Source organism: Bacillus sp. ISL-4 (assembly GCF_018613275.1).
Taxonomy (GTDB): domain Bacteria; phylum Bacillota; class Bacilli; order Bacillales; family DSM-1321; genus Peribacillus; species Peribacillus simplex_E.
The window spans coordinates 136,595-156,758 of the sequence record NZ_JAGGQN010000003.1 but is presented as its reverse complement, the minus strand read 5'-3'; the positions used below and the strand labels follow the sequence as shown (position 1 = coordinate 156,758).

Sequence of the window (20,164 nt, the reverse complement as noted above, 5' to 3'; positions counted from 1 at the left end):
ATAATTTACTAATCAAACGATAAGGACCATATTGGGGGATGTCTCTTATGGGCAAAAAAAAACAGCCGAAATTTAAATTAGGCGATACAGTCGTAATAACAATGTATGGGACAGTCGGGAATATAACCGATGTGAAATTTCTCGATGGTGCTTATGTGTATGAAGTGAACTATAGTGAAGGTCTTTATATCGAAAAAACATTGCAATCGATAAATGAATATGAAGGAGAAATCCTTTATCCAAAAGAACAAATCGATATTGAATATAAATATTTATTAGGTGACTTGGTCCAAGTGGATGGATATGAACAGGATTATTTCAAGATTATCGGCTATCGAACGGAAATTTGGCGCTATAAGGAAAATGCCTGGGAGGATGTAATCTATGAGTTATCAAGAATCTCGGATGCTGAATGGCTTGAAGCGCATGAAGAAGAACTGACTTTGATAGCCGATGCTAAACGTGCAGACGGAATTATAAAAAAGTTGGGTCTGCTACTTCCTAAAAAGAAAAATGAGCTTGCTATCATTTCTAAACAAAACAACCCTGGTAAAGGTGAGCGAGATATGACAATGACAAAAAATGAAAAAAAGGAAATGATTGATGGACTGTTGGATTTATATAATGATTATTGTAAGCTCTACGAACATTTTGGCGATGATGAATACCGCCATATCATGAAGATTGCCCTTGCGAAAATTGAAAAAGCGGCAGAGGAAATTTATCCAGATCATAAAAAGAAGCAAACGAAGTGAAAGGTATCCCAAATTTTTTAAAGGGCAATTTCCAAATTCCCTATAGAAGCTTCCATTCAAATTGAAAAGAAATGGACCATGATGACTATAGGCCCTTCATATGATTTTCCATTATGGGATGCCTTACTGGTATATTTGTCTCTACACATTCATAGACCTTTAAATAAGGGGGCGATGATTTGCGAGAAATTGAGGTTTTTATTGATACAGAAGAGATAGCGGAATTCTTTTTTCAAGAATTGATAAGACGGGGCTATCTTCCAACAGAAGCTGAAGTTGAAGATCTTGCTGACATCACATTCGAATATCTTCTTGAAAAATGCATAATTGATGAAGAAGTCGATGAGTAACCTGTCATAAGACGGTTAGCAGCTTCCTTTCCCTTAATTTTATTAACGATTAAAAAAAAGACGGCGGAACACCGCCGTTTTGTTTGCGGTTTAGAGTAAGGGTGCCAAAAGTCTTTTCGTGATTTCCAGTTTTTCAAGTTCTAGGATAAGGTTCAATTTTCCTAACTTGTGGTTGATATGGTATAGTAGTTTTTGAATATCATTTCAACCACAAGTTAAGGAGGACATAGTCGTATGAGCGTACATATTGGTGCAAAAGAAAATGAAATTGCGGAAACGGTCTTACTACCAGGGGACCCGTTGCGTGCAAAATATATTGCTGAAACATTTTTAGAGGATGCTAAACTTTATAATGAAGTTCGTAACATGTTTGGATATACAGGGACATATAAAGGGAAACGAATTTCTGTACAAGGTACAGGCATGGGGGTTCCATCGATTTCCATTTACGTGAATGAATTGATGAATAGCTACAATGTCCAGAAGCTGATTCGTGTGGGAACTGCAGGAGCGATTCAAAAAGATGTAAAAGTCAGGGATGTGATCCTTGCCATGAGTGCTTCCACCGATTCCCAAATGAACCGCATGACTTTCGGTGGGGTGGACTTTGCCCCAACCGCTGATTTCGAATTACTAAGAAAAGCGTATGACGCCGGTACGGCAAAGGGCTTGCAATTGAAGGTCGGTAATGTATTTACGGCTGATCAGTTTTATAACGATAATAGTGAATTGGAAAAATGGGCAAAATACCAAATACTTGCAATAGAAATGGAATCAGCTGCCCTATACACGCTTGCCGCTAAATTTGGCCGCCAAGCTTTATCTGTATTAACCATTTCCGATCACATTTTAACCGGTGAAGAAACGACGTCGGATGAGCGCCAGTCAACTTTTAACGAAATGGTTGAGGTGGCATTGGAAGCAGCTATCAAGGATTGATAATTGGATGTAAATGTCAGGCGGGTTACCAGGAATAAGTGATGCTGTATAATGACAGTTGGGATACAGGCTCATTTATTCCTTGGTATCCGTATTTTTGTAATGTCGGAGATGGCTGTTGCCCTTGGAGCTTTCTCTATATTAACGTTTGCGAAGCGGTAAAAAAATACATATGGTCATAAGTTGTTATTTTTGATAACTATTATTTTTCGATTAGCATGAAAGCTGATAAAATAGGAATGAAATCGTTTATATCGTCATGAAGAATGAAAGTGGTGAGGCTTCAGTGGAAGAAGAAAATCAAAAACAGCCAAAAGAGGCAGGGAAATTCATTAAAATAAAGAAGTTTACGTTCATTATGGGGATTTTCTTAGTCATATTTCTAACTGCAGGGATTACTACAATAGCCTTGACCTTTGGAGATGAAAAAGTAGAGTCATTAGCACCGGATAAACATTCGGAATTTGAAAAGCTGTATTCTACATATGACACGATAAAAGATAACTATTATGAAGAGATTGATCAAGATAAGCTGGTTGACGGGGCAATTAATGGAATGATCAAATCATTGGATGATCCCTACTCTGCTTATATGGATAAAAAGGAAGCTTCGAGTTTCCATGAGAGCATCTCTTCATCCTTTGAAGGAATCGGTGCCGAAATTCAGGAGCAGGATGGAAAAATCATGGTCGTCTCACCGATAAAAGGGTCCCCAGCAGAAAAAGCAGGGGTAAAACCGAATGATATCATTTTAAGTGTGGACGGTAAAAGCGTTGAAGGACTAAGCTCTTCTGAAGCTGTCCTGAAAATCAGGGGCGAAAAGGGAACGAAAGTGAATTTATCCATCTCAAGAGCTGGTGAGTCGGAACCGATTGATCTCACAATTAAACGGGATACAATTCCGATTGAAACGGTATATGCGGAAATGCTTGATGATGGAGTTGCAAAAATTCAAGTGACCAGTTTTTCCGAACATACAGTCCAAGAGCTGAAAACGGCGCTTGAAGAAATGTCGAAGAAGGATATGAAGGGTCTTGTATTGGATTTGCGCGGAAACCCAGGGGGACTTCTTGACCAAGCAATAGAAATGGCAAGCCTGTTCATACCTAATGGGAAAGTGGTCCTTCAAGTTGAGGAGCGCAGCGGGAAAAAAGAAGTCTATAAATCGGAGAATGATGGAGAACTGAAAATCCCGGTAGTCGTGTTGATTGATGACGGAAGTGCCAGTGCTTCTGAAATCGTTGCAGCGGCTGTCAGTGAGTCTGCGGACATTCCATTGATCGGTGTCAAGTCATTTGGGAAAGGGACAGTTCAGACTGCCCAAGACTTTAAAGATGGATCTAACTTCAAATATACGGCAGCTAAATGGTTGACTCCTGAAGGCAATTGGATTCATAAAAAAGGGATCAAGCCGGATATTAATGTAAAGCTTCCTGATTATGCCAGCCTTCCGTACATTTCACCTGATAAGGAATTGAAAGCATCCGATTCTTCGAGTGAAGTGAAAGCAGCTGAAGAGATGCTGAAGGAAGCAGGACATGATCCAGGAAAGATAGATGGATTCTTTGATGAAGCAACCACGAATGCGGTCATAGCATTCCAGAAGGAACAAAAAATTAAAGAAACTGGGACTATTAAAGATGATACTACCGTGAAATTGATGCAGGTCATCCGCGAGAAGATCCTTAAAAACGACACACAAGTGAAAAAGGCAGTAGAAGTATTAAAGAAAGAAATCAAATAAATGATTATGCCCGAAAAGCCTGTCAGCGATTATCGTTGGCAGGCTTTTTTGTCGTTAAATGCATAAAATTCCAATATTAGACAGATAATAGGGGTAATTTTCCGATGAGGTGAGGTAATGAAAGAAAAGGTATTTTTCATATATCTATTGATCTTGATTCTGGCAGGCTGCACCTATGCCCCTTTACCCAAACAAAATGGAAATGCAGGTACGGAAAAAAAACTAACCAAAGAAGAGGACCAGGAAAGCGTGAAAACATTTCTGTTAATTGGTGTTGATACAAGGGGAGAGCAAAAATCTCGATCAGATGCGATTATCCTGGCAAAATACTTTCCTGAGCAGGAGAAACTGAAGCTGGCTTCCATCATGCGTGATAGTTATGTAAAAATGCCCGGGAATAAATCAGGATATAACAAAATAAATGCAGCTTATTATTATGGTGGAAGGGAACTGCTCAAGAAAACCATACAGGAGAACTTCGATATCAAGGTCGATCATGTAGCGGTAATCGATTTCCAGGGATTTGTGAAGATGGTCGATTTACTTGCCCCTGAGGGGGTAGCGGTGAATGTGGATCAGGAAATCATTGATGATATGAGCATTCAAGCAAGTGTTGGTAAAAATGTTTTACATGGTGAGGAAATATTGAAATATGTCCGTTTTAGGCATGACGATGAAAGTGATTTTGGAAGGGTAGAGCGTCAACAAGAAGTAATGGTCCAATTAAAAACAGCGTTCATAAATCAAATCTCATCCTTCGAAGGGATGGCAGCCTTTCCTAGTATCATCGAACAAGGACTCTCGTACCTGGATACAGATATTGGACTGAAAACAATAATGGAAATGGGTCCAAAAGCCGTCTTCCATACACCGGACACCGTCGAAACCTTAAGGGTTCCAGTGGAAGGAAGCTTTAAAGATGTAATATATCCCCAGTCCGGAGCCGTTTTGGAAATGGACTACACTAAAAATAAAAAGGCACTTCAGGAGTTCTTTTCAAAATAATAAGATCTATTATTGAAAACAACCTTATATTAAGTGAATATGTTCCAATTCACTTGAATTATTGTATTATAGACCTTGTAAGAATAATCATCATCTTTAAAAAACGAGAGGGATACGAAATCCTTCTCGTTTTTTTATCACCAATAGGGAACCTGGATCAATTAACAAAATGCGGAATGTTTTTAATGAAATCCGGTGTTATGATGCCGTTTTCGGTAATGATGCTCGTAATAAGATGATTTGGTGTAACGTCAAATGCTGGGTTGAAAGTCTTCACGTTTTCCGGAGCGATCCTTACACCTTGAATGAAGGTGATTTCCGCTTCATTCCGTTCTTCGATCGGGATGGATGTGCCGGATTCGATAGAAAGGTCGAATGTGCTTGATGGTGCGGCCACATAAAAGGGGATGCCAAAGTGCTTGGCTAATATGGCCAATCCCAATGTCCCGATTTTATTGGCTGTATCTCCATTAGCCGCGATCCTGTCGGCCCCGACGATAATTCCATTTATTTGTTTGTGGTGAATCGTATGTGCAGCCATATTATCTGAAATTAAGGTGACATCAACCCCTGCTTGCATCAATTCCCAAGCCGTCAAACGCGCACCTTGCAGGACAGGCCTGGTTTCACATGCGAACACTTTTAGCGGAAAGTCCCTTTCTTTAGCAAGGTGGAAGGGAGCCAGGGCTGTGCCATACCGAGCTGTGGCAATTCCCCCAGCGTTGCAATGAGTGAGAATGGAATCTCCTCTATTGAATAAGGATAAACCATGTTCCCCGATTTTCCTGCACATTTCTTCATCTTCAGCAAAGATGGCTTTAGCCTCCGATACAAGTGCTTCCTTTGCAGCTGAAATGCTTTGCGCAGAATGCAAGGTGTTCTCCATCCTCCTTAACGCCCAAAAAAGGTTGACTGCAGTTGGCCGTGAAGAGGCGAGTTTTTCAATATGCCTCGTTACATTTCTCTTGAAATCCCCTAATTCAGCGCTTGTTTCCTGTTTGGCACCAAGAGCAACACCAAATGCTGCCGTCAGTCCAATTGCTGGGGCACCGCGAACTTTTAATGTCAAAATGCTGTCATATACATCATCAACAGAATGAAGTTCAATAAATTCAGTTATGGAAGGAAGGGCTTGTTGATTTAATAATATAATATGGGTATCATCCCATTGTACCGAATATGGTAAGGGTGCTAGTGTAGTCATGTGCAGGTCTCCTTTTAAATGGTTGAATAAGATGGCAGGGTACGTTGCTTCAACGCTTCAATGACAGCTGGAACATCCAATTCTTCCCGTTTTTTAATTAAAAATGCACCAATTTCCAATGATGCCGTTTTGGCAGCAATCCTTGTTTCTTTATTTTCAATGACGTTTAAATCGGCAACATGGGAAAGGCCAATGGTTCGCCGAATCAGTTCACAGCCGGCAAAACCGAAAGCATCTTTTTTGAATTTTGTCAGTAAGTAAGGCAGATAACCTTTCACATGGCGGAATGGGCTTTTATTTTGACCTTCCCATAATTCGGTATAAGTTTCTTCAAAGGCATTCCAAAATTCATGAAGGTGTGTGAAAATCTCTTCCTTTCCAGCGTCATTGCGTGTGACTGCCTGGAAGAGAAGGTTGGCGGTGTATTGACCAAGGTCAAAACCAACGGGCCCATAAAAAGCGAATTCCGGATCAATAACCTTTGTTTCAGTTTCACTTGCAAATATACTTCCAGTATGTAAATCTCCATGAAGTAAGGCTTCCTGCTCGGTTTCAAAGCTTTGTTTCAGCTTAGCGACCTCAAGTATCACTTCTTGATCATTCCAGATATTTTTGGCGGCATCAGTCAATTCCACCTCGAAGTCTCCCGGGAGTTCCTCAAAAAATGGATCCGTGAAAATAAAGACCTCAGTGATTTTGCAGAGTTCCGGATTCGTGAAATGTCGGGCCACTTCCTTTTTCGCAGATGGCTCTAAATGGTAATCGGATGTATAAAATGACGTCTTCGCAACATACTCACCAATATGCTGTGAAAGCAATGGATATGAATCGCCATCGATCAATCCTGTTCTAACGATTTTCAAGTGAGATAAATCCTCCATGACCGTGATGGCAAGCTGTTCATCCGAATAATAGACTTGCGGTACGAATTCGGGGCAATAACTTCTGAAATGAATCAGCGCATTCGCTTCAATGGCAGCCCTTTTCAATGTCAGCGGCCAGCTTTCACCAAGTACCTTGGCATAAGGGACCGCTTGTTTGATGATTATTCCTTTATTTGTGTGCGTGTCTGTTATATGAAAAACATAATTTAAGTTTCCATCGCCGATTTCTTTACATTTTAAACTTGCATCCGCATTGACCAACCCAAGTTTTTTTGCAAGGGTTATTGCTGTTTCGTTTGTCAATCTCTTAAAATTTGAATGGTTTTGCGTCATTCTTTTCCCCTCCAGATTCAAAATAAGAATAAAAAAGCCTCTTTCATATAGAAAGAGGCAGAAGTTTTGGCTTCGGACCTCTTATCTTCCAGAATATGAATTCTGGTGGAATTAGCACCGTGCTCTGTGGATTTTATAATCCGGCGGTGAATCCGCCCCATTTCACAATGGTATTACAGTCGGTTGCTGGGCTTCATAGGGCCTTTATCCCTCAGCCTGCTCTTGATAAGAGTAAATGTTTTCTGAAATTTTAATCTTCGGGAAAATAATAACAACTTTTTAAATAGTTTGTCAATGGGTAAATTAATAAAAATCAGGGCGGCGATCTTCGAATACAGGTATTTTGTTACGGGCTTCCGTAACTTTATTGAAGTCCAGGATGCCTGTCAAGAGTTCGTTTTCTTCTCCGGCTTCACTTATGATATTCCCCCATGGATCAATAATCAAGGAATGACCCGCAAATATATTATTGACATCCGAACCTGAACGATTAACGGCTACAACATAAGCTTGGTTCTCGATGGCACGGCTAATCAACAAGGCTCTCCAATGATCGAGTCTCGACTTTGGCCATTCAGCCGTTACGAATAGAACTTCGGCGCCTTGAACGGTATGGGCTCGCTGCCATTCAGGAAAACGGATGTCATAACAAACGAATCCAGCACATATTTTTTCATCAAGAGTAAATAAGCCATCTTTTTCTCCTGGTTGCAGGAAATGATGTTCATCCATTAACTGAAATAAGTGAAGCTTATCATATTCTTTAATGAGATTTCCATGTTTATCGATGATGATCATGGTGTTATAGATTCCCTTGCTTGTTTTTTTCGCAATGGAACCGCCTATGATGTGAATCTGGTGTTTCTGTGCCTGTGTTTTAAAAAATTCAATCGTTTTTTCTGCCTCGTGATCAGCAATCTCGTTTAACCTGGTCAAGTCGTATCCTGTTGTCCAAAGTTCCGGTAAAATGACGATATCGGGTTCTGACCGTGCTGCTTTTTCCATCCATTGTTCTGCAACCTGAAAATTGAGATCTGGTTGCCCGAAGGCTATATCCATTTGAATACAAGCTATTTTCCACTTCATCGTTTAAAACCCCCACATGTAAAAAATACTTTACAAGACTATGATAAACATATATCATTTGTGACTAGAATTTCAAGAAATTTCAGAGAAGGTGTATAAATGGTGCAATTCGAAAAATCCGGCCAGCTTCAGAACCTGCCCAAGCAGTTTTTTGCTTCACTAGTCGCAAAAGTCAATGCGATCACGGAGCAAGGACATGATGTCATTAATTTAGGCCAGGGAAACCCTGATCAGCCGACGCCAGAACATATCGTGAAAAGTTTGCAGTCTGCCGCTGAAAAATCGATTAATCATAAATATTCGCCATTCCGGGGACATCAATATTTAAAAGATGCTGCCGCCGTCTTTTATGAACGAGAATACGGTGTCACGCTGGATCCGAATAGTGAAGTGGCGATTCTCTTCGGGGGGAAGGCAGGTCTTGTCGAACTGCCGCAGTGTTTATTGAATCCAGGTGATACGATCCTTGTTCCAGATCCCGGCTATCCGGATTATCTTTCCGGGGTTGTTTTAGCCCAGGCAAAGACCGAACTCATGCCCTTGACAGAAGAAAATGATTTTCTTCCGAAATACGATGACATACATAAAGAAGTACTTGATAAAGCCAAAATGATGTTCTTGAACTATCCGAATAATCCCACAGGTGCTTCTGCAACTGAAAGTTTCTTTGATGAAACCGTCTCCTACGCAAAAGAGCATTCCATTTGTGTGGTCCACGATTTCGCTTATGGTGCGATCGGATTTGAAGGAAAAAAACCGATTAGCTTTCTCCAGGCGGAGGGGGCGAAGGATATAGGAATAGAAATATACACACTATCGAAAACATACAATATGGCAGGGTGGAGAGTCGGCTTCGCAGTGGGGAATAAGAGTGTAATAGAAGCTCTTGAACTATTACAAGACCATCTTTATGTAAGTCTTTTCCCGGCGATACAAGAAGCTGCGGCAAGTGCTTTGCTTGACTCGCAGAGCTGTGTAGAGCAGTTAGTGCAGATGTACGAAGGACGAAGGAATGTTTTCATTGAGGGATTGAGGGCAATCGGCTGGGAAGTCAAAGCGCCTGCGGCATCGTTTTTTGCCTGGCTCAAGGTACCTAAAGGGTTTACGTCAGAGAGTTTTGCAGATTACTTATTAACCCATGCCCACGTAGCTGTTGCCGCAGGGAATGGATTCGGTGAATTTGGCGAAGGTTACGTCCGGGTAGGACTGCTGACTTCGGAAGAACGGCTTGAAGAGGCTGTGGAACGAATACGTACATTAAACTTATTTTAACGATGGAATGAGGTATCCGATTTATTCACCGTTAAATAGTTAAAACTTATTGACAAAGTAGGGATTACCTGTCAGAATACAAAATAAATTCTTAATCTTTCGATACTTGAATGCAATTTATATATCAGCGTTTTCTTATTTTGAGCAGGTGGAGGGACTAGCCCTATGAAGCCCAGCAACCGACCGTAATTCCATTGTAAAATGGGGCGGAATTCTTCGCCGGATTTTCTTTAAATCCACAAGGCACGGTGCTAATTCTTGCAGCCATTGGCTGGGAGATAAGAAGATGGCTTTTTAAAGCCTCTTCTTTATGAAGGGGCTTTTGCCATTTTGAGAACATTACAGGTTAATGACATCGAGAGTTTACTAACGTGTTATAGGAGTGATTCAGATGAGCGAGATAGTCGCTACTTATTTAATTCATGACTTCAATGGAAATCATGAGAAAAAAGCAGAGAGCATTGCCTTAGGTTTGACTGTCGGGACATGGACGGACCTGCCACATTTGGTCCAGAAACAACTGGAAAAACATAAGGGGCGCGTCGTATCGGTGACACCACTATCTGAAGAAGAGAGGGCAAACAGCTACTTTAATCGTAAAGTATACCGTTCGCTTATTAAAATTGCCTATCCGGCAGGGAATTTCTCCATTGATTTACCTGCAATCCTCACGACGGTCTTCGGCAAACTTTCATTGGACGGAGAAATAAAACTTATCGACCTGGATTTTGTCGGTGATATTCAAAAAGCTTTTCCCGGGCCGCAATTTGGTATTGGAGGCATAAGGGAAAAGATTGGCGTATTTAACCGGCCCCTGGTGATGAGCATCTTTAAAGGTGTATTAGGAAGGGACCTGACATTCCATAATGAGCAACTGAGGCAACAAGCATTAGGAGGTGTCGACCTAGTTAAAGATGATGAGATCCTCTTCGACCAGGAACTGACTCCATTTTTCGATAGGATAAAAACGGGAAAAAGAATTTTGAATGAAGTCCATGAAACCACTGGCCACCGAACTTTATATGCTGTCAATCTATCAGGGAAAACATTTGAATTACTGGATAAGGCAGAGCAGGCGGCTGAAGCAGGGGCAGATGCTTTATTGTTCAACGTTCATACATATGGTTTGGATGTATTGCAGGCCTTGAGTGAACATGATCGTATCAAGCTGCCGATCATGGCGCATCCCGCATATAGCGGGGCATTGGCATCTTCATCATTTTATGGGATCGGCTATCCGTTATTGCTTGGTAAATTAGTAAGGTTATCAGGTGCGGATTTATCCTTGTTCCCATCCCCTTATGGAAATGTCGCACTAGAAAAAAAGGAGACCTTGGCGATTGCTGAAGCTCTGACAAAAGATGAACTTTCATGGAAAAAAGCCTTCCCTGTTCCTTCTGCAGGCATTCATCCAGGCATGGTTCCGGACCTAATCAAGGATTTTGGGCTCGATAGCGTGATTAATGCAGGGGGCGGAATTCACGGGCACCCTGACGGAGCAGAGGGCGGGGCCAAGGCTTTCCGTTCTGCTGTGGAAGCCGTTCTAGCAGGAAAGGACCTATCTGAAGCGGCGGCTGAGGAAGAAACACTAAAAAAAGCTCTTGTGTTATGGGGAGGCTTATAAGAAATAATGAAACCGATCATCTTTTGTGATTTTGACGGAACGATCACCAACACGGATAATATCATTTCCATCATGAAAAAATTTGCGCCTCCGGAATGGGAAGCGTTGAAAGATGGTGTCCTTCAGCAAAAAATCAGTATATCTTCAGGAGTTGGAGATATGTTTTCACTGCTTGATAGTGGCATGAAGGATGACATCATCCAATATGTAAGAAAGACGGCCGGCATTCGTCCAGGGTTTTATGAATTCGTTGAGTATACGAAACAAGCCAACATCCCTTTATATATAGTAAGCGGGGGAATGGATTTTTTCATTGCACCGCTTTTAAATGATATCTTGCCAACAGAGTCCGTTTATTGCAACCATGCATTTTTTGATAAGGAAAAGATTTATATAAAGTGGCCGCATGCTTGTGATGATCAATGTAATAATGATTGCGGTTGCTGCAAGCCATCCATTATGAGGGAAATAGCGGATGCGGAAGATTTTAAGTTCGTTATTGGAGATTCAGTAACGGATTTTGAAGCGGCAAAACAGGCCGATTTTGTCATAGCCCGTGACATACTGCTTGAAAAATGCGATAGGGAAGGAATTCCACATCAAGGATTTGAAACATTTTTTGATGTAATTGATATTTTAAAGCAGCAGGAGGCGGTTAAAGCGTGAACAATCATTCTAAAGAATGGCGGGAGTTGGCAGATATTAAAGCTGAACTGGCCGAAAGGGATTGGTTTATGGGAACAAGCGGGAACTTGTCCATCCGCGAGCCCAAAAGCCCTTTCTTTTATATTACGGCAAGCGGTAAGGATAAAAGGAAGCAAACGGATTCGGACTTTTTACTGGTGGATTTAAAAGGAAAACCAGTTGAAGAAACGAACCTAAGACCATCGGCCGAAACTTTACTTCATACAGTCATTTACCGGAAAACCAATGCGAACTGTGTACTCCATGTGCATACTGTTGAAAATAATGTGATATCAGAATTGTACGGAGATGAAGGCCAGGTTTCCTTTCGTAATCATGAAATCATTAAAGCGACCGGTCGGTGGGAGGAAGATTCGGAGCTTCGGATTCCAATCATATATAATCACGCTGACATTCCGCTGTTATCCGAAAAGTTCAAGCAGCATGTCGAAGAAGACTCTGGCGCCGTGCTGATCCGCAATCATGGCATCACGGTTTGGGGTAAAAGCGGACTCGAAGCAAAAAGAATACTTGAAGCTTGCGAATTTTTAATTCAATACCAACTGTTGCTTAATCAACAAAAGGCGTTTGCAGGTTCTTTAAGATAAACACTCATAGAGGAGGTATGAATGATGGCGACGATCAGATTCCATGAAACAAACGAGGTTATTGAAAACGGTGAACAGGTAAAAGGGTTTTTAGAAACACAAGGGGTTATTTATGAGCAATGGGACATTTCTAAATTACCGGCCCATCTTGTGGAAAAATACGATCTAACAGATGCTGACAAGGAGGAAATCCTTGTAACATTCCAATCAGAGATAGCGGAAATTTCTGAAAGAAGAGGCTATAAAGCGCATGATATCATCACATTATCAGATGCAAATCCGAACTTGGATCAAATGCTTGAAAACTTTAAGCAGGAACACCACCATGAAGATGATGAAGTGCGTTTCATAGCGGGGGGGACGAGTATCTTTGCCATTGAAGGCAATGATACACAGTGGTTTGATGTACGTCTTAATCCCGGAGATCTTATTAGTGTACCAGAATCAACAAGACATTATTTCACGCTCGCAGAAGATAGGAAAACTGTTGCTGTCCGTATTTTCGTTACAGCGGCAGGATGGGTGCCGATTTACGAAAAAGATGAAGTTCAAGCATGAATCATTTTTGAAAAACCAGCTAACGGGCTGGGTTCAATTTGTCGACAAAAGGGAAATCGGAATGGTCTCATCCCGAACCATGATTTTAAAAAACAAAACCAGATTATCCTTAATGGTTTTTTACGGTAATCCTTATTGAATTGAAGAAATTTGCGACACTCCTGCCGAATAACTGGTTAGCCGAGACCTCACAGACGCTTGGCAGACAGTCGGCGGAAAGGGAGCGGATTTCTGAAATCGACTGGAACGTTTTTAAATAAAAAACTGCAGTCGAACTCGCTTTTCTTCGAATTTGTCTATGTCTGAAACCAGCTTGCGGGCTGGTTTTTTTATGTGGATCCGGCAAGTGCTTTAGTAAGATAAGTATGATAAAATTTAACGGGAATCGAATTTAACCGGATCATAGGAGCAGATAAGAATGAAAACAACAGAAGTGTACATATTGGGCGGCTTTCTCGGCAGCGGGAAAACGACGTTTCTTCGAAATATTTTAAAACAGGAAAGTGAAGCGGGTAGAAAAGTGGCCGTGCTATTAAATGAGCTTGGCAGTGTATCGGTTGACAGCGGACTCATTGGTGATGGAGTGCCTCTTAAGGAGTTGTTTGACGGATGCATTTGCTGCACAATTCAAGATAAACTGGAGGTTCAGCTTCATGAATTGCTAACGGAAAATGAACTGGATGCGGTTTATATTGAAACGACGGGCGCAGCTCATCCAGTTGAAGTATTGGATGGCATCATGTCACCGATTTTCGCCAAAAGGCTGGAGTATAAAGGGATTATCACTGTCGTCGATTTATTAAGGTGGCGCGATCGGGAGGAACTGTCTCCGCAGCTTCGACAGTTGCTTGCCGAGCAAATCCACCATGCCGATTTCATATTATTGAATAAAGCGGATTTAGTAAGTGAGATGGAGGCCGCACAGCTGAATTATACGATACAGGCGCTGAATTCGGATGCTGTATGTTTATTGACGGAGTATGCAGCCGTATCCTTGGCATCATTGCAGCAGATGCAAAGAAAACGGCATAATGGCCATCAAAAGCTTGATGTACATGACCATTTGCATTTAACTGCAGTCGTTCATACATTTGAAGGAGCCGTGGCACAAACCGACTTTGAAGAGTGGCTTAGGGCTCTGCCGGAAACGGTCTATCGAATGAAAGGATACATTTCCTTTACACATTCACAATACCCCCATTTATTCCAATACTCCTACGGAATGCCGATGTATATGAATGAAATGATGAAAATGCCATTGAATATCGTTATGATCGGGGAAAAGTTGGATAAGGAAATGTTGATCGGTCAGTTGAAAGCTTTGGAATTGAAAGCGGCCCGATAAAAGTTTACCGCCCTTTAAAGAAGGGAAACATAAAAAGGAGACTTTCTTATCAAGGAGGCGGTATTAGTGCCATGGAATAAGAACGATTACCCAAACTCGATGAAGAATCTAGATAAAGATGTAAGGGAAAAGGCTATAGAAATCGCCAATGCATTATTGGATGAAGGATATGAGGATGGAAAAGCCATTCCAATCGCCATAGACCGGGCTAAGATATCAGTAGGAAAAGATTGAAAAAATGGTCAGACCCATTTAGGGGTCTGACCATTTTTATTGTTGCATTCCAAAGGCGGCAAATGTCTTTTCGTCTTCTATTAATCCGCAAGCAGCACATTGAACCCGAACTTCAGGACCATTATATGCTAGATGGAATGGCTGAAGGGAATCATTCGAATATTGTTCAATAATCTCACCTGACTGTGGATCCTTTTTAATGGGTGTTGCTACTTGCTGAATGAGATTGAAGCGAGATTTATTTGTCCGGCAATTCGGACAGCGGTATACTTGAGACATTGTACTCACTCCTTTTTTGAATTTTAAAAAGCATGATCGTATTATTAAGATAGTCTTTACAAACTCGAACATTAATATGTATAAATTAGTAATGGATGGAAGGGATACTATGAAAGAAAATGTCAGGCAAGAAGAATTACTGGTGGCTTATTTAAGCATATGGAATAATCGTAAGATGACCGATGGAGGTGGAAGGGAAGTGTTGTCGGAACTCATCCGCCGTGAGCTTTTGGATGAAAATGCCCATCCCCGTGCCCGAAAACCAGTATTGGAGAAATTTTACCTCTGTATTAAACGCGTGATGGAATCTTCTCTTTCTGAAGAAATGAAAAATGCGATCGTCATGGCCTATATCACTGAATTGGAAAGATTATAATTTCCGAGGTGTTACAGATGCTTGTTAGCAAATATTCTTTTCTGCTTCATACTTTTTTCACAAATCATTGTTAAAATCTTTAAAAAATAGATATTTAATGAATAAGGAGCTTAAAATATGAAGTGGGGCATTGGGCTTTTTCTTGCCATCGTACTGCTTACTGGGTGTAATAGCGGTAATGCATTTACTAAAATCAATAAAAGTGAATCTTTCCTGGCGACTGTCAATATCAAGGATACCTCACTGACTTTCATAGATGAAAACTATCATCCATTTGCAAAATGGGATATTTCAGAACCATTTACCGGAGCCCTGCTCCTGGCAGACAAAGATACTATCCTGCTTTATGGAAAAGAGATGGAGAAAGTCCAAGTGTACTCTTTATCAGCAGGAAAACTGATAAACAGTTGGGAAATTGGCAAAGGGATCGTTAATATGCAGTTGTTACGTGATGGAAAAAGCATCGTGGCGGTCAACCAATCGAATCACTCCATTTATTTTTTAAATACAGATGGGGAGAAACAGGATATTGTCAAGGTTGGTAAAAGCCCCCTGACCGTTCTTCAAGGGGAGCAAGCGAATCGTTTGTATGTTATTAATTTTGGTGATACCAAATGTTCTGTGATAAATCTTGATACGAAAAAGGTCGATTTTGAATTTCCCGTACATAGTTCCAGCACAGGCACATTATTAAGGGAAGAAAAGGATGAAATATGGATCGGAGGGCACGGTGATGGGGACAAAGTGGAAGAAAATCTATATATTTATTCGGCAAAAACGGGAGAGTTGAAGAATAAGCTGAAGGCCCCAACCATGCCGATAAAGTTCCTTGAGAATGCAGAAGGCATATTTGTCCTTAGTCATGGTACAAGCTCCTTATATAAATTGAATGATCAATATGAGGAAGTGAAAAGCAAAGTGGTCGGCGTCAACCCCTTTGAAATGGCTAGCTTTAACGAAGATGTGATCGTGGCGGGATATGATAGTGATGAAGTGTACGTAATGGATGCTGAAACAGTCGATGTTAAAAAAACGATCAAAGTCGGCGAAGGTCCGTTCCAATTGATGTTGAGGGAGTAGATGACATGCATGTTTACACCATTTTAGTCGTGGATGATGAAGAAGATATGCGAAATCTAGTTGAAATGTATTTACTGAACTCAGGTTATCGATGCCTTCAAGCTGCGAATGGAAAAGAAGCTATTAGTATGGTTGAAACAGAGGAAGTGGATTTAATTCTTTTGGATATCATGATGCCAGGTATGGATGGTTTCTCCGTTTGTGAAGAAATTCGTGAAAATTGGGAGATCCCTGTGATTTTTGTCAGTGCGAAAGGTGAAGAATGGGATAAGGTGAAAGGGCTGAAGCTTGGTGGCGACGATTATATCGTCAAACCGTTCAATCCAGGAGAATTGGTTGCAAGGGTCGAAGCGGTATTGCGGAGGACAGGGAAATTATCATTGAATGAAGAGAGTCAAAACCATGTCCGGTTCGGTAAAATTAGCTTGAACTTACAATCCAGAACGGTTTTGGTGGAAGGGAAGCCAATCAATTTAACCTTGAAGGAATTCGAATTGCTTTTATTCCTCATGCGTCATAAAAGCCAGGCACTCAGCCGGGAACAGCTGCTTGAAAATGTATGGAGCGGGGAGTATGGAGGATCTTTACGTACCGTGGATACCCATATCAAAACGTTACGAATGAAATTAAGAGCAGCCGATTACATTCAAACCGTCTGGGGAATCGGTTATAAGATAGAGGAAAAGAAATGATCAATAAATGGCGAACCCTCTCTTTTAAATTATGGCTCACCATCATCACCGCCATCATCCTATCCGTGCTGTTCGCTTATTCACTTTCTCAATATTATTATAAAAATCTATATGTGGAGAAGCTTAAAACAGATTTAGTCAATGAAGCGTCATTGCTAGGGGCGGATTACTCCGGCGGTGAAATCAGCGAAGATTTCAAGAAAAAAGTTGAATGGTTTAACAGTAAGAATGACAGCGAGGTCTTTGTCGTCAACAATCCGAGGGAATTGAGTGCCTGTCTGCCTTTTGAAATCAATTATGACACCCTTATTTCTGAAGAAGAACGGCAAATGCTTTTAGATGGGAAAGCCGTTGAAAAAGAGGGCTATGAGAAAAGATTTGAAAAGAACATCGTAGCGGCGATCATACCCCTTATTGACGAAAATCGGCTCGAAGGTATCATCTATACATATATTCCTGTAGATTCCATTACGGTATTACTCAAGGAATTTGCCGCAAAATGGATGGCGGCAGTTCTATTATTTTTGATTGTCGCGATTTTGTTTACTACGAAATGGTTGAAAAAGCTAGTCAGTCCGATTAAGGAAATCGAGACTGCAGCCCATCGTGTCTCAGAGGGGAATTATGACATACAGGTCGAGGTAAGGAGTCATGATGAAATAGGGAAACTGGCAATGGCCTTTAATGATATGGCCAATTCCATCCATATGGAAGAAGAAAGAAAAAAAGAATTTTTAGAAAATGTTGCACATGAGCTCAGAACCCCGCTTAGTTACGTAAAGGGCTATACGCAGGCCATATTGGATGGTGTCGTGAAAAATGATGAAGAGCAAAGGAAATACCTTCAACTCATTTCAAGGGAGGCTCTTAGGCTGCAGCGGCTTGTGGGAGATCTGATGGACTTATCAAAAATGGATAGTGATCCATTCATGTTAAATAAAACCCCGATTGCCTATGCGCAATTCATTGAAGACGTACTTGTGAAATATGAACCGATAATAAAAGAAAAGCAATTGGGCTTGCAGCTAGATCTGGATCCAGACCCGATTATTTTGGGGGATGAAGGAAGGATGGAACAGATCCTACATAACATTATTGATAATGCCATTCAGTACACGGATTCCGGAGGAGCGATCCATATTACCTTAATTCAGCATAAAGATGATTGCGAACTGCTGGTTACTGACACGGGTAACGGGATTCCGGAAGCGGATCTGCCATATATCATGAATCGTTTTTACCGAGTGAACAAAGCACGCAGCCGTTTTGATGGCGGGTCAGGGCTTGGACTGTCCATTGTTAAAAAATTGGTGGAATTACAAAATGGTAAAATCGAAATAGAAAGCAAGGAAAAAAGGGGAACAAAAGTCAGGGTCATCCTACCGATTATAAAAGAAGAATGGAATTCATAAAAAGGGGATACGTTCAAAAATGAAAAAAATCATGTTATTTTGCATGGCGTTAATTTTTTTGGCTGGATGCGGCAAGGAAGAGGAAATTCCGAAAATGTTAAATGTCGATTTAGCTGTCGATCCAATTCAGGGTAAAGTGAATGAGCCTGTGAAATTTCAGGCAAAAGTAACATATGGGGATGAAGCTGTGACAGATGCGGATGATGTCAGTTTTGAAATTTGGCTTGCGAATAGCGATGATCATGACAAGATCGCAGTGAAACATAAAGGGAACGGCCTATATGAATTGGAAAAGAATTTTGATAAAGAAGGAACCTACTATGTATATGCCCATGTAACTGCAAGGGATATGCACAACATGCCAAAGAAAGAATTCGTAATAGGCAAACCAAGCACTCCTGAACAAAATGGCGAAAAAAAGGAAATGGACGAGATGAATGATGAAGAAATGAAATGATGAATATACCATCGAAATCAAAACAATTCGGGTTTAAAACCGGATTGTTTTTTATTTGGAAAAATATTCAAGACGATAGAGGGAAAATGACGAAATGTCGAAGTTAAACTGAAAAATTTGTAACATAAAAGTAAAGAAAGTCATAAAAATCAGGTTGGAAATGATATGTCAATTAAAATTTATTAGTATTCAATGGAAATAGTTCTATGTAACTACCATTGACAAGGAATTACTGGGAGAATATGAGTATTTATACTACTGGCAGAAACATAGATAGTTAAAGCATTTTTGCAAGATTTCTCTGAAACTTGGATCATAAATATATTTTCATTCGCACCCTGTGAATTTGATGGAAATTGATGGAGCCTTTATTACAAAAAGTGCATGTTATGATAATTCCAGAAGCAAAGCACAACAAAAAATGAACATCACAGGAGGAAATACGAATGAAAAAGCAAATGTTTATGTCAGCAGCAGCGGCTGCAGCTATTATATTCACAGGAGTAGGAGCTAACCAAGCTGAAGCAGCCAACTGTGATACTGTGAATCAAGTAACTTTTAAATCTACTAATAAAGAGGATATGCAAAAAGTCCTTAACCAATACCTAGCTAAATACAATATCACTTTACCTGCAGCGCAGGCACAACAAACGCCAGTACAAAAACCAGTACAAAAACCAGTTCAAACGCCAGTACAAAAACCAGTACAAAAACCAGTTCAGCAAGAAGCTGGAACAACGAACCAAGCAAAACCTGAAGCAAAACCAGTAACACCTAATAAATCAACTGATGAAAAACAAGAGACAAACTCTGAATTAAGCGCTTTTGAACAACAAGTTGTTAAATTAACTAATGCAGAACGTGAAAAACAAGGTTTGGCAGCTCTTAAAATCGACACTGAGTTGAGCAAAGTTGCACGTATCAAGTCTCAAGACATGAAAGATAAAAACTACTTTGATCACAATAGCCCAACTTACGGCTCACCATTCGATATGATGAAACAATTCGGAATCAGCTATAATACAGCTGGCGAAAACATCGCACAAGGTCAACAAACACCTGAAGAAGTGGTACAAGCTTGGATGAATAGCCAAGGACACCGTGAAAACATCATGAACCCTAGCTTTACTCATATCGGAGTAGGTTACGTAGAATCTGGTAACTACTGGACTCAACAATTCATCGGAAAATAATAGATTAATAGAAAAGTGCATCCCATTAACATGGGGTGCGCTTTTTTTTT

General features: G+C 40.7%; 21 protein-coding genes, 1 pseudogene and 2 riboswitches. Of the genes and pseudogenes, 18 read left to right on the top strand and 4 right to left on the bottom strand.

Annotation, left to right across the window (positions count from 1 at the left end; genetic code table 11):
- Nucleotides 1-47 precede the first annotated feature (47 nt).
- The 5 genes from J7J00_RS02470 (at nucleotide 48) to J7J00_RS02450 (ending at nucleotide 4,793) form a co-directional block, all read left to right on the top strand.
- Nucleotides 48-755, top strand: coding sequence for a hypothetical protein (locus J7J00_RS02470; RefSeq protein WP_214787160.1), 708 nt, complete (start codon nucleotides 48-50; stop codon nucleotides 753-755).
- A gap of 179 nt (nucleotides 756-934) precedes the next feature.
- Nucleotides 935-1,105: a YozD family protein gene (locus tag J7J00_RS02465; RefSeq protein WP_064505166.1), complete on the top strand. Its 171-nt coding sequence runs from the start codon at nucleotides 935-937 to the stop codon at nucleotides 1,103-1,105.
- Between the two features lie 234 nt (nucleotides 1,106-1,339).
- Nucleotides 1,340-2,044: a purine-nucleoside phosphorylase gene (gene deoD, locus J7J00_RS02460; RefSeq protein WP_076366058.1), complete on the top strand. Its 705-nt coding sequence runs from the start codon at nucleotides 1,340-1,342 to the stop codon at nucleotides 2,042-2,044.
- 259 nt (nucleotides 2,045-2,303) lie between these two features.
- The gene (locus J7J00_RS02455) at nucleotides 2,304-3,788 is read left to right on the top strand and encodes a lmo1851 family serine protease (RefSeq protein WP_214787158.1); all 1,485 of its coding nucleotides are present in this window, start codon (nucleotides 2,304-2,306) and stop codon (nucleotides 3,786-3,788) included.
- 117 nt (nucleotides 3,789-3,905) lie between these two features.
- Nucleotides 3,906-4,793 carry an LCP family protein gene (locus J7J00_RS02450; RefSeq protein ID WP_214787157.1) on the top strand — a complete coding sequence of 296 codons (888 nt, stop codon included), beginning with the start codon at nucleotides 3,906-3,908 and terminating at the stop codon, nucleotides 4,791-4,793.
- A 157-nt stretch (nucleotides 4,794-4,950) separates the two neighbouring features.
- Here J7J00_RS02450 and mtnA read toward each other — a convergent pair whose 3' ends face one another.
- The 3 genes from mtnA to J7J00_RS02435 form a co-directional block, all read right to left on the bottom strand.
- Nucleotides 4,951-5,997, bottom strand: coding sequence for an S-methyl-5-thioribose-1-phosphate isomerase (mtnA, locus tag J7J00_RS02445; RefSeq protein ID WP_214787155.1), 1,047 nt, complete (start codon nucleotides 5,995-5,997; stop codon nucleotides 4,951-4,953).
- Nucleotides 5,998-6,011: 14 nt separating this feature from the next.
- The gene (gene mtnK / locus J7J00_RS02440; RefSeq protein WP_214787153.1) at nucleotides 6,012-7,214 is read right to left on the bottom strand and encodes an S-methyl-5-thioribose kinase; all 1,203 of its coding nucleotides are present in this window, start codon (nucleotides 7,212-7,214) and stop codon (nucleotides 6,012-6,014) included.
- Nucleotides 7,215-7,292: 78 nt separating this feature from the next.
- Nucleotides 7,293-7,446: riboswitch (SAM riboswitch) on the bottom strand.
- A gap of 71 nt (nucleotides 7,447-7,517) precedes the next feature.
- Nucleotides 7,518-8,300, bottom strand: coding sequence for a carbon-nitrogen family hydrolase (locus J7J00_RS02435; protein ID WP_214787151.1), 783 nt, complete (start codon nucleotides 8,298-8,300; stop codon nucleotides 7,518-7,520).
- A 99-nt stretch (nucleotides 8,301-8,399) separates the two neighbouring features.
- On the opposite strand from J7J00_RS02435, the gene J7J00_RS02430 reads away from it, so the two are divergent.
- From J7J00_RS02430 to J7J00_RS02400, 7 genes and pseudogenes are all read left to right on the top strand, one after another.
- Entirely contained in the window at nucleotides 8,400-9,572 is a 1,173-nt protein-coding gene (locus tag J7J00_RS02430) for a pyridoxal phosphate-dependent aminotransferase (protein WP_286201147.1), read from the top strand.
- A gap of 132 nt (nucleotides 9,573-9,704) precedes the next feature.
- Nucleotides 9,705-9,857, top strand: a riboswitch (SAM riboswitch).
- Nucleotides 9,858-9,963: 106 nt separating this feature from the next.
- Nucleotides 9,964-11,196 carry a 2,3-diketo-5-methylthiopentyl-1-phosphate enolase gene (gene mtnW / locus J7J00_RS02425; RefSeq protein WP_076366072.1) on the top strand — a complete coding sequence of 411 codons (1,233 nt, stop codon included), beginning with the start codon at nucleotides 9,964-9,966 and terminating at the stop codon, nucleotides 11,194-11,196.
- Nucleotides 11,197-11,202: 6 nt separating this feature from the next.
- A complete protein-coding gene (locus J7J00_RS02420; protein WP_214787149.1) occupies nucleotides 11,203-11,862 on the top strand; it encodes a 2-hydroxy-3-keto-5-methylthiopentenyl-1-phosphate phosphatase in 660 nt (219 codons plus the stop codon).
- Nucleotides 11,859-12,488: a methylthioribulose 1-phosphate dehydratase gene (locus J7J00_RS02415; protein WP_214787147.1), complete on the top strand. Its 630-nt coding sequence runs from the start codon at nucleotides 11,859-11,861 to the stop codon at nucleotides 12,486-12,488. Before J7J00_RS02420 ends, J7J00_RS02415 begins: the two co-directional genes overlap by 4 nt.
- 24 nt (nucleotides 12,489-12,512) lie before the next feature.
- Nucleotides 12,513-13,046, top strand: a complete 534-nt coding sequence (locus tag J7J00_RS02410; protein ID WP_214787145.1) for a cupin domain-containing protein — start codon at nucleotides 12,513-12,515, stop codon at nucleotides 13,044-13,046.
- Between the two features lie 418 nt (nucleotides 13,047-13,464).
- Nucleotides 13,465-14,391: a CobW family GTP-binding protein gene (locus J7J00_RS02405; protein WP_214787143.1), complete on the top strand. Its 927-nt coding sequence runs from the start codon at nucleotides 13,465-13,467 to the stop codon at nucleotides 14,389-14,391.
- Between the two features lie 66 nt (nucleotides 14,392-14,457).
- Nucleotides 14,458-14,604: pseudogene (locus tag J7J00_RS02400) on the top strand (DUF2188 domain-containing protein); the annotation flags it as partial.
- 57 nt (nucleotides 14,605-14,661) lie between these two features.
- Here J7J00_RS02400 and J7J00_RS02395 read toward each other — a convergent pair.
- Complete coding sequence (locus J7J00_RS02395) at nucleotides 14,662-14,904, bottom strand: DNA alkylation repair protein (protein WP_076366082.1); 243 nt, start codon at nucleotides 14,902-14,904, stop codon at nucleotides 14,662-14,664.
- 109 nt (nucleotides 14,905-15,013) lie between these two features.
- Between J7J00_RS02395 and J7J00_RS02390 the strand changes: the two genes are divergently transcribed.
- The 6 genes from J7J00_RS02390 (at nucleotide 15,014) to J7J00_RS02365 (ending at nucleotide 20,114) form a co-directional block, all read left to right on the top strand.
- A complete protein-coding gene (locus J7J00_RS02390; RefSeq protein WP_214787141.1) occupies nucleotides 15,014-15,280 on the top strand; it encodes a hypothetical protein in 267 nt (88 codons plus the stop codon).
- 117 nt (nucleotides 15,281-15,397) lie between these two features.
- A complete protein-coding gene (locus J7J00_RS02385; RefSeq protein WP_214787139.1) occupies nucleotides 15,398-16,360 on the top strand; it encodes a YncE family protein in 963 nt (320 codons plus the stop codon).
- Nucleotides 16,361-16,365: 5 nt separating this feature from the next.
- Nucleotides 16,366-17,052, top strand: a complete 687-nt coding sequence (locus J7J00_RS02380; protein ID WP_098369359.1) for a response regulator transcription factor — start codon at nucleotides 16,366-16,368, stop codon at nucleotides 17,050-17,052.
- On the top strand, nucleotides 17,049-18,464 hold the full coding sequence (locus J7J00_RS02375; RefSeq protein WP_214787137.1) for a sensor histidine kinase: 1,416 nt from the start codon (nucleotides 17,049-17,051) through the stop codon (nucleotides 18,462-18,464). Before J7J00_RS02380 ends, J7J00_RS02375 begins: the two co-directional genes overlap by 4 nt.
- A 19-nt stretch (nucleotides 18,465-18,483) precedes the next feature.
- Nucleotides 18,484-18,921 (top strand): FixH family protein, encoded by a 438-nt coding sequence (locus J7J00_RS02370; protein ID WP_214787135.1) that lies wholly within the window; start codon nucleotides 18,484-18,486, stop codon nucleotides 18,919-18,921.
- 446 nt (nucleotides 18,922-19,367) lie between these two features.
- Nucleotides 19,368-20,114, top strand: coding sequence for a CAP domain-containing protein (locus tag J7J00_RS02365; protein ID WP_214787133.1), 747 nt, complete (start codon nucleotides 19,368-19,370; stop codon nucleotides 20,112-20,114).
- Nucleotides 20,115-20,164: the final 50 nt, after the last annotated feature.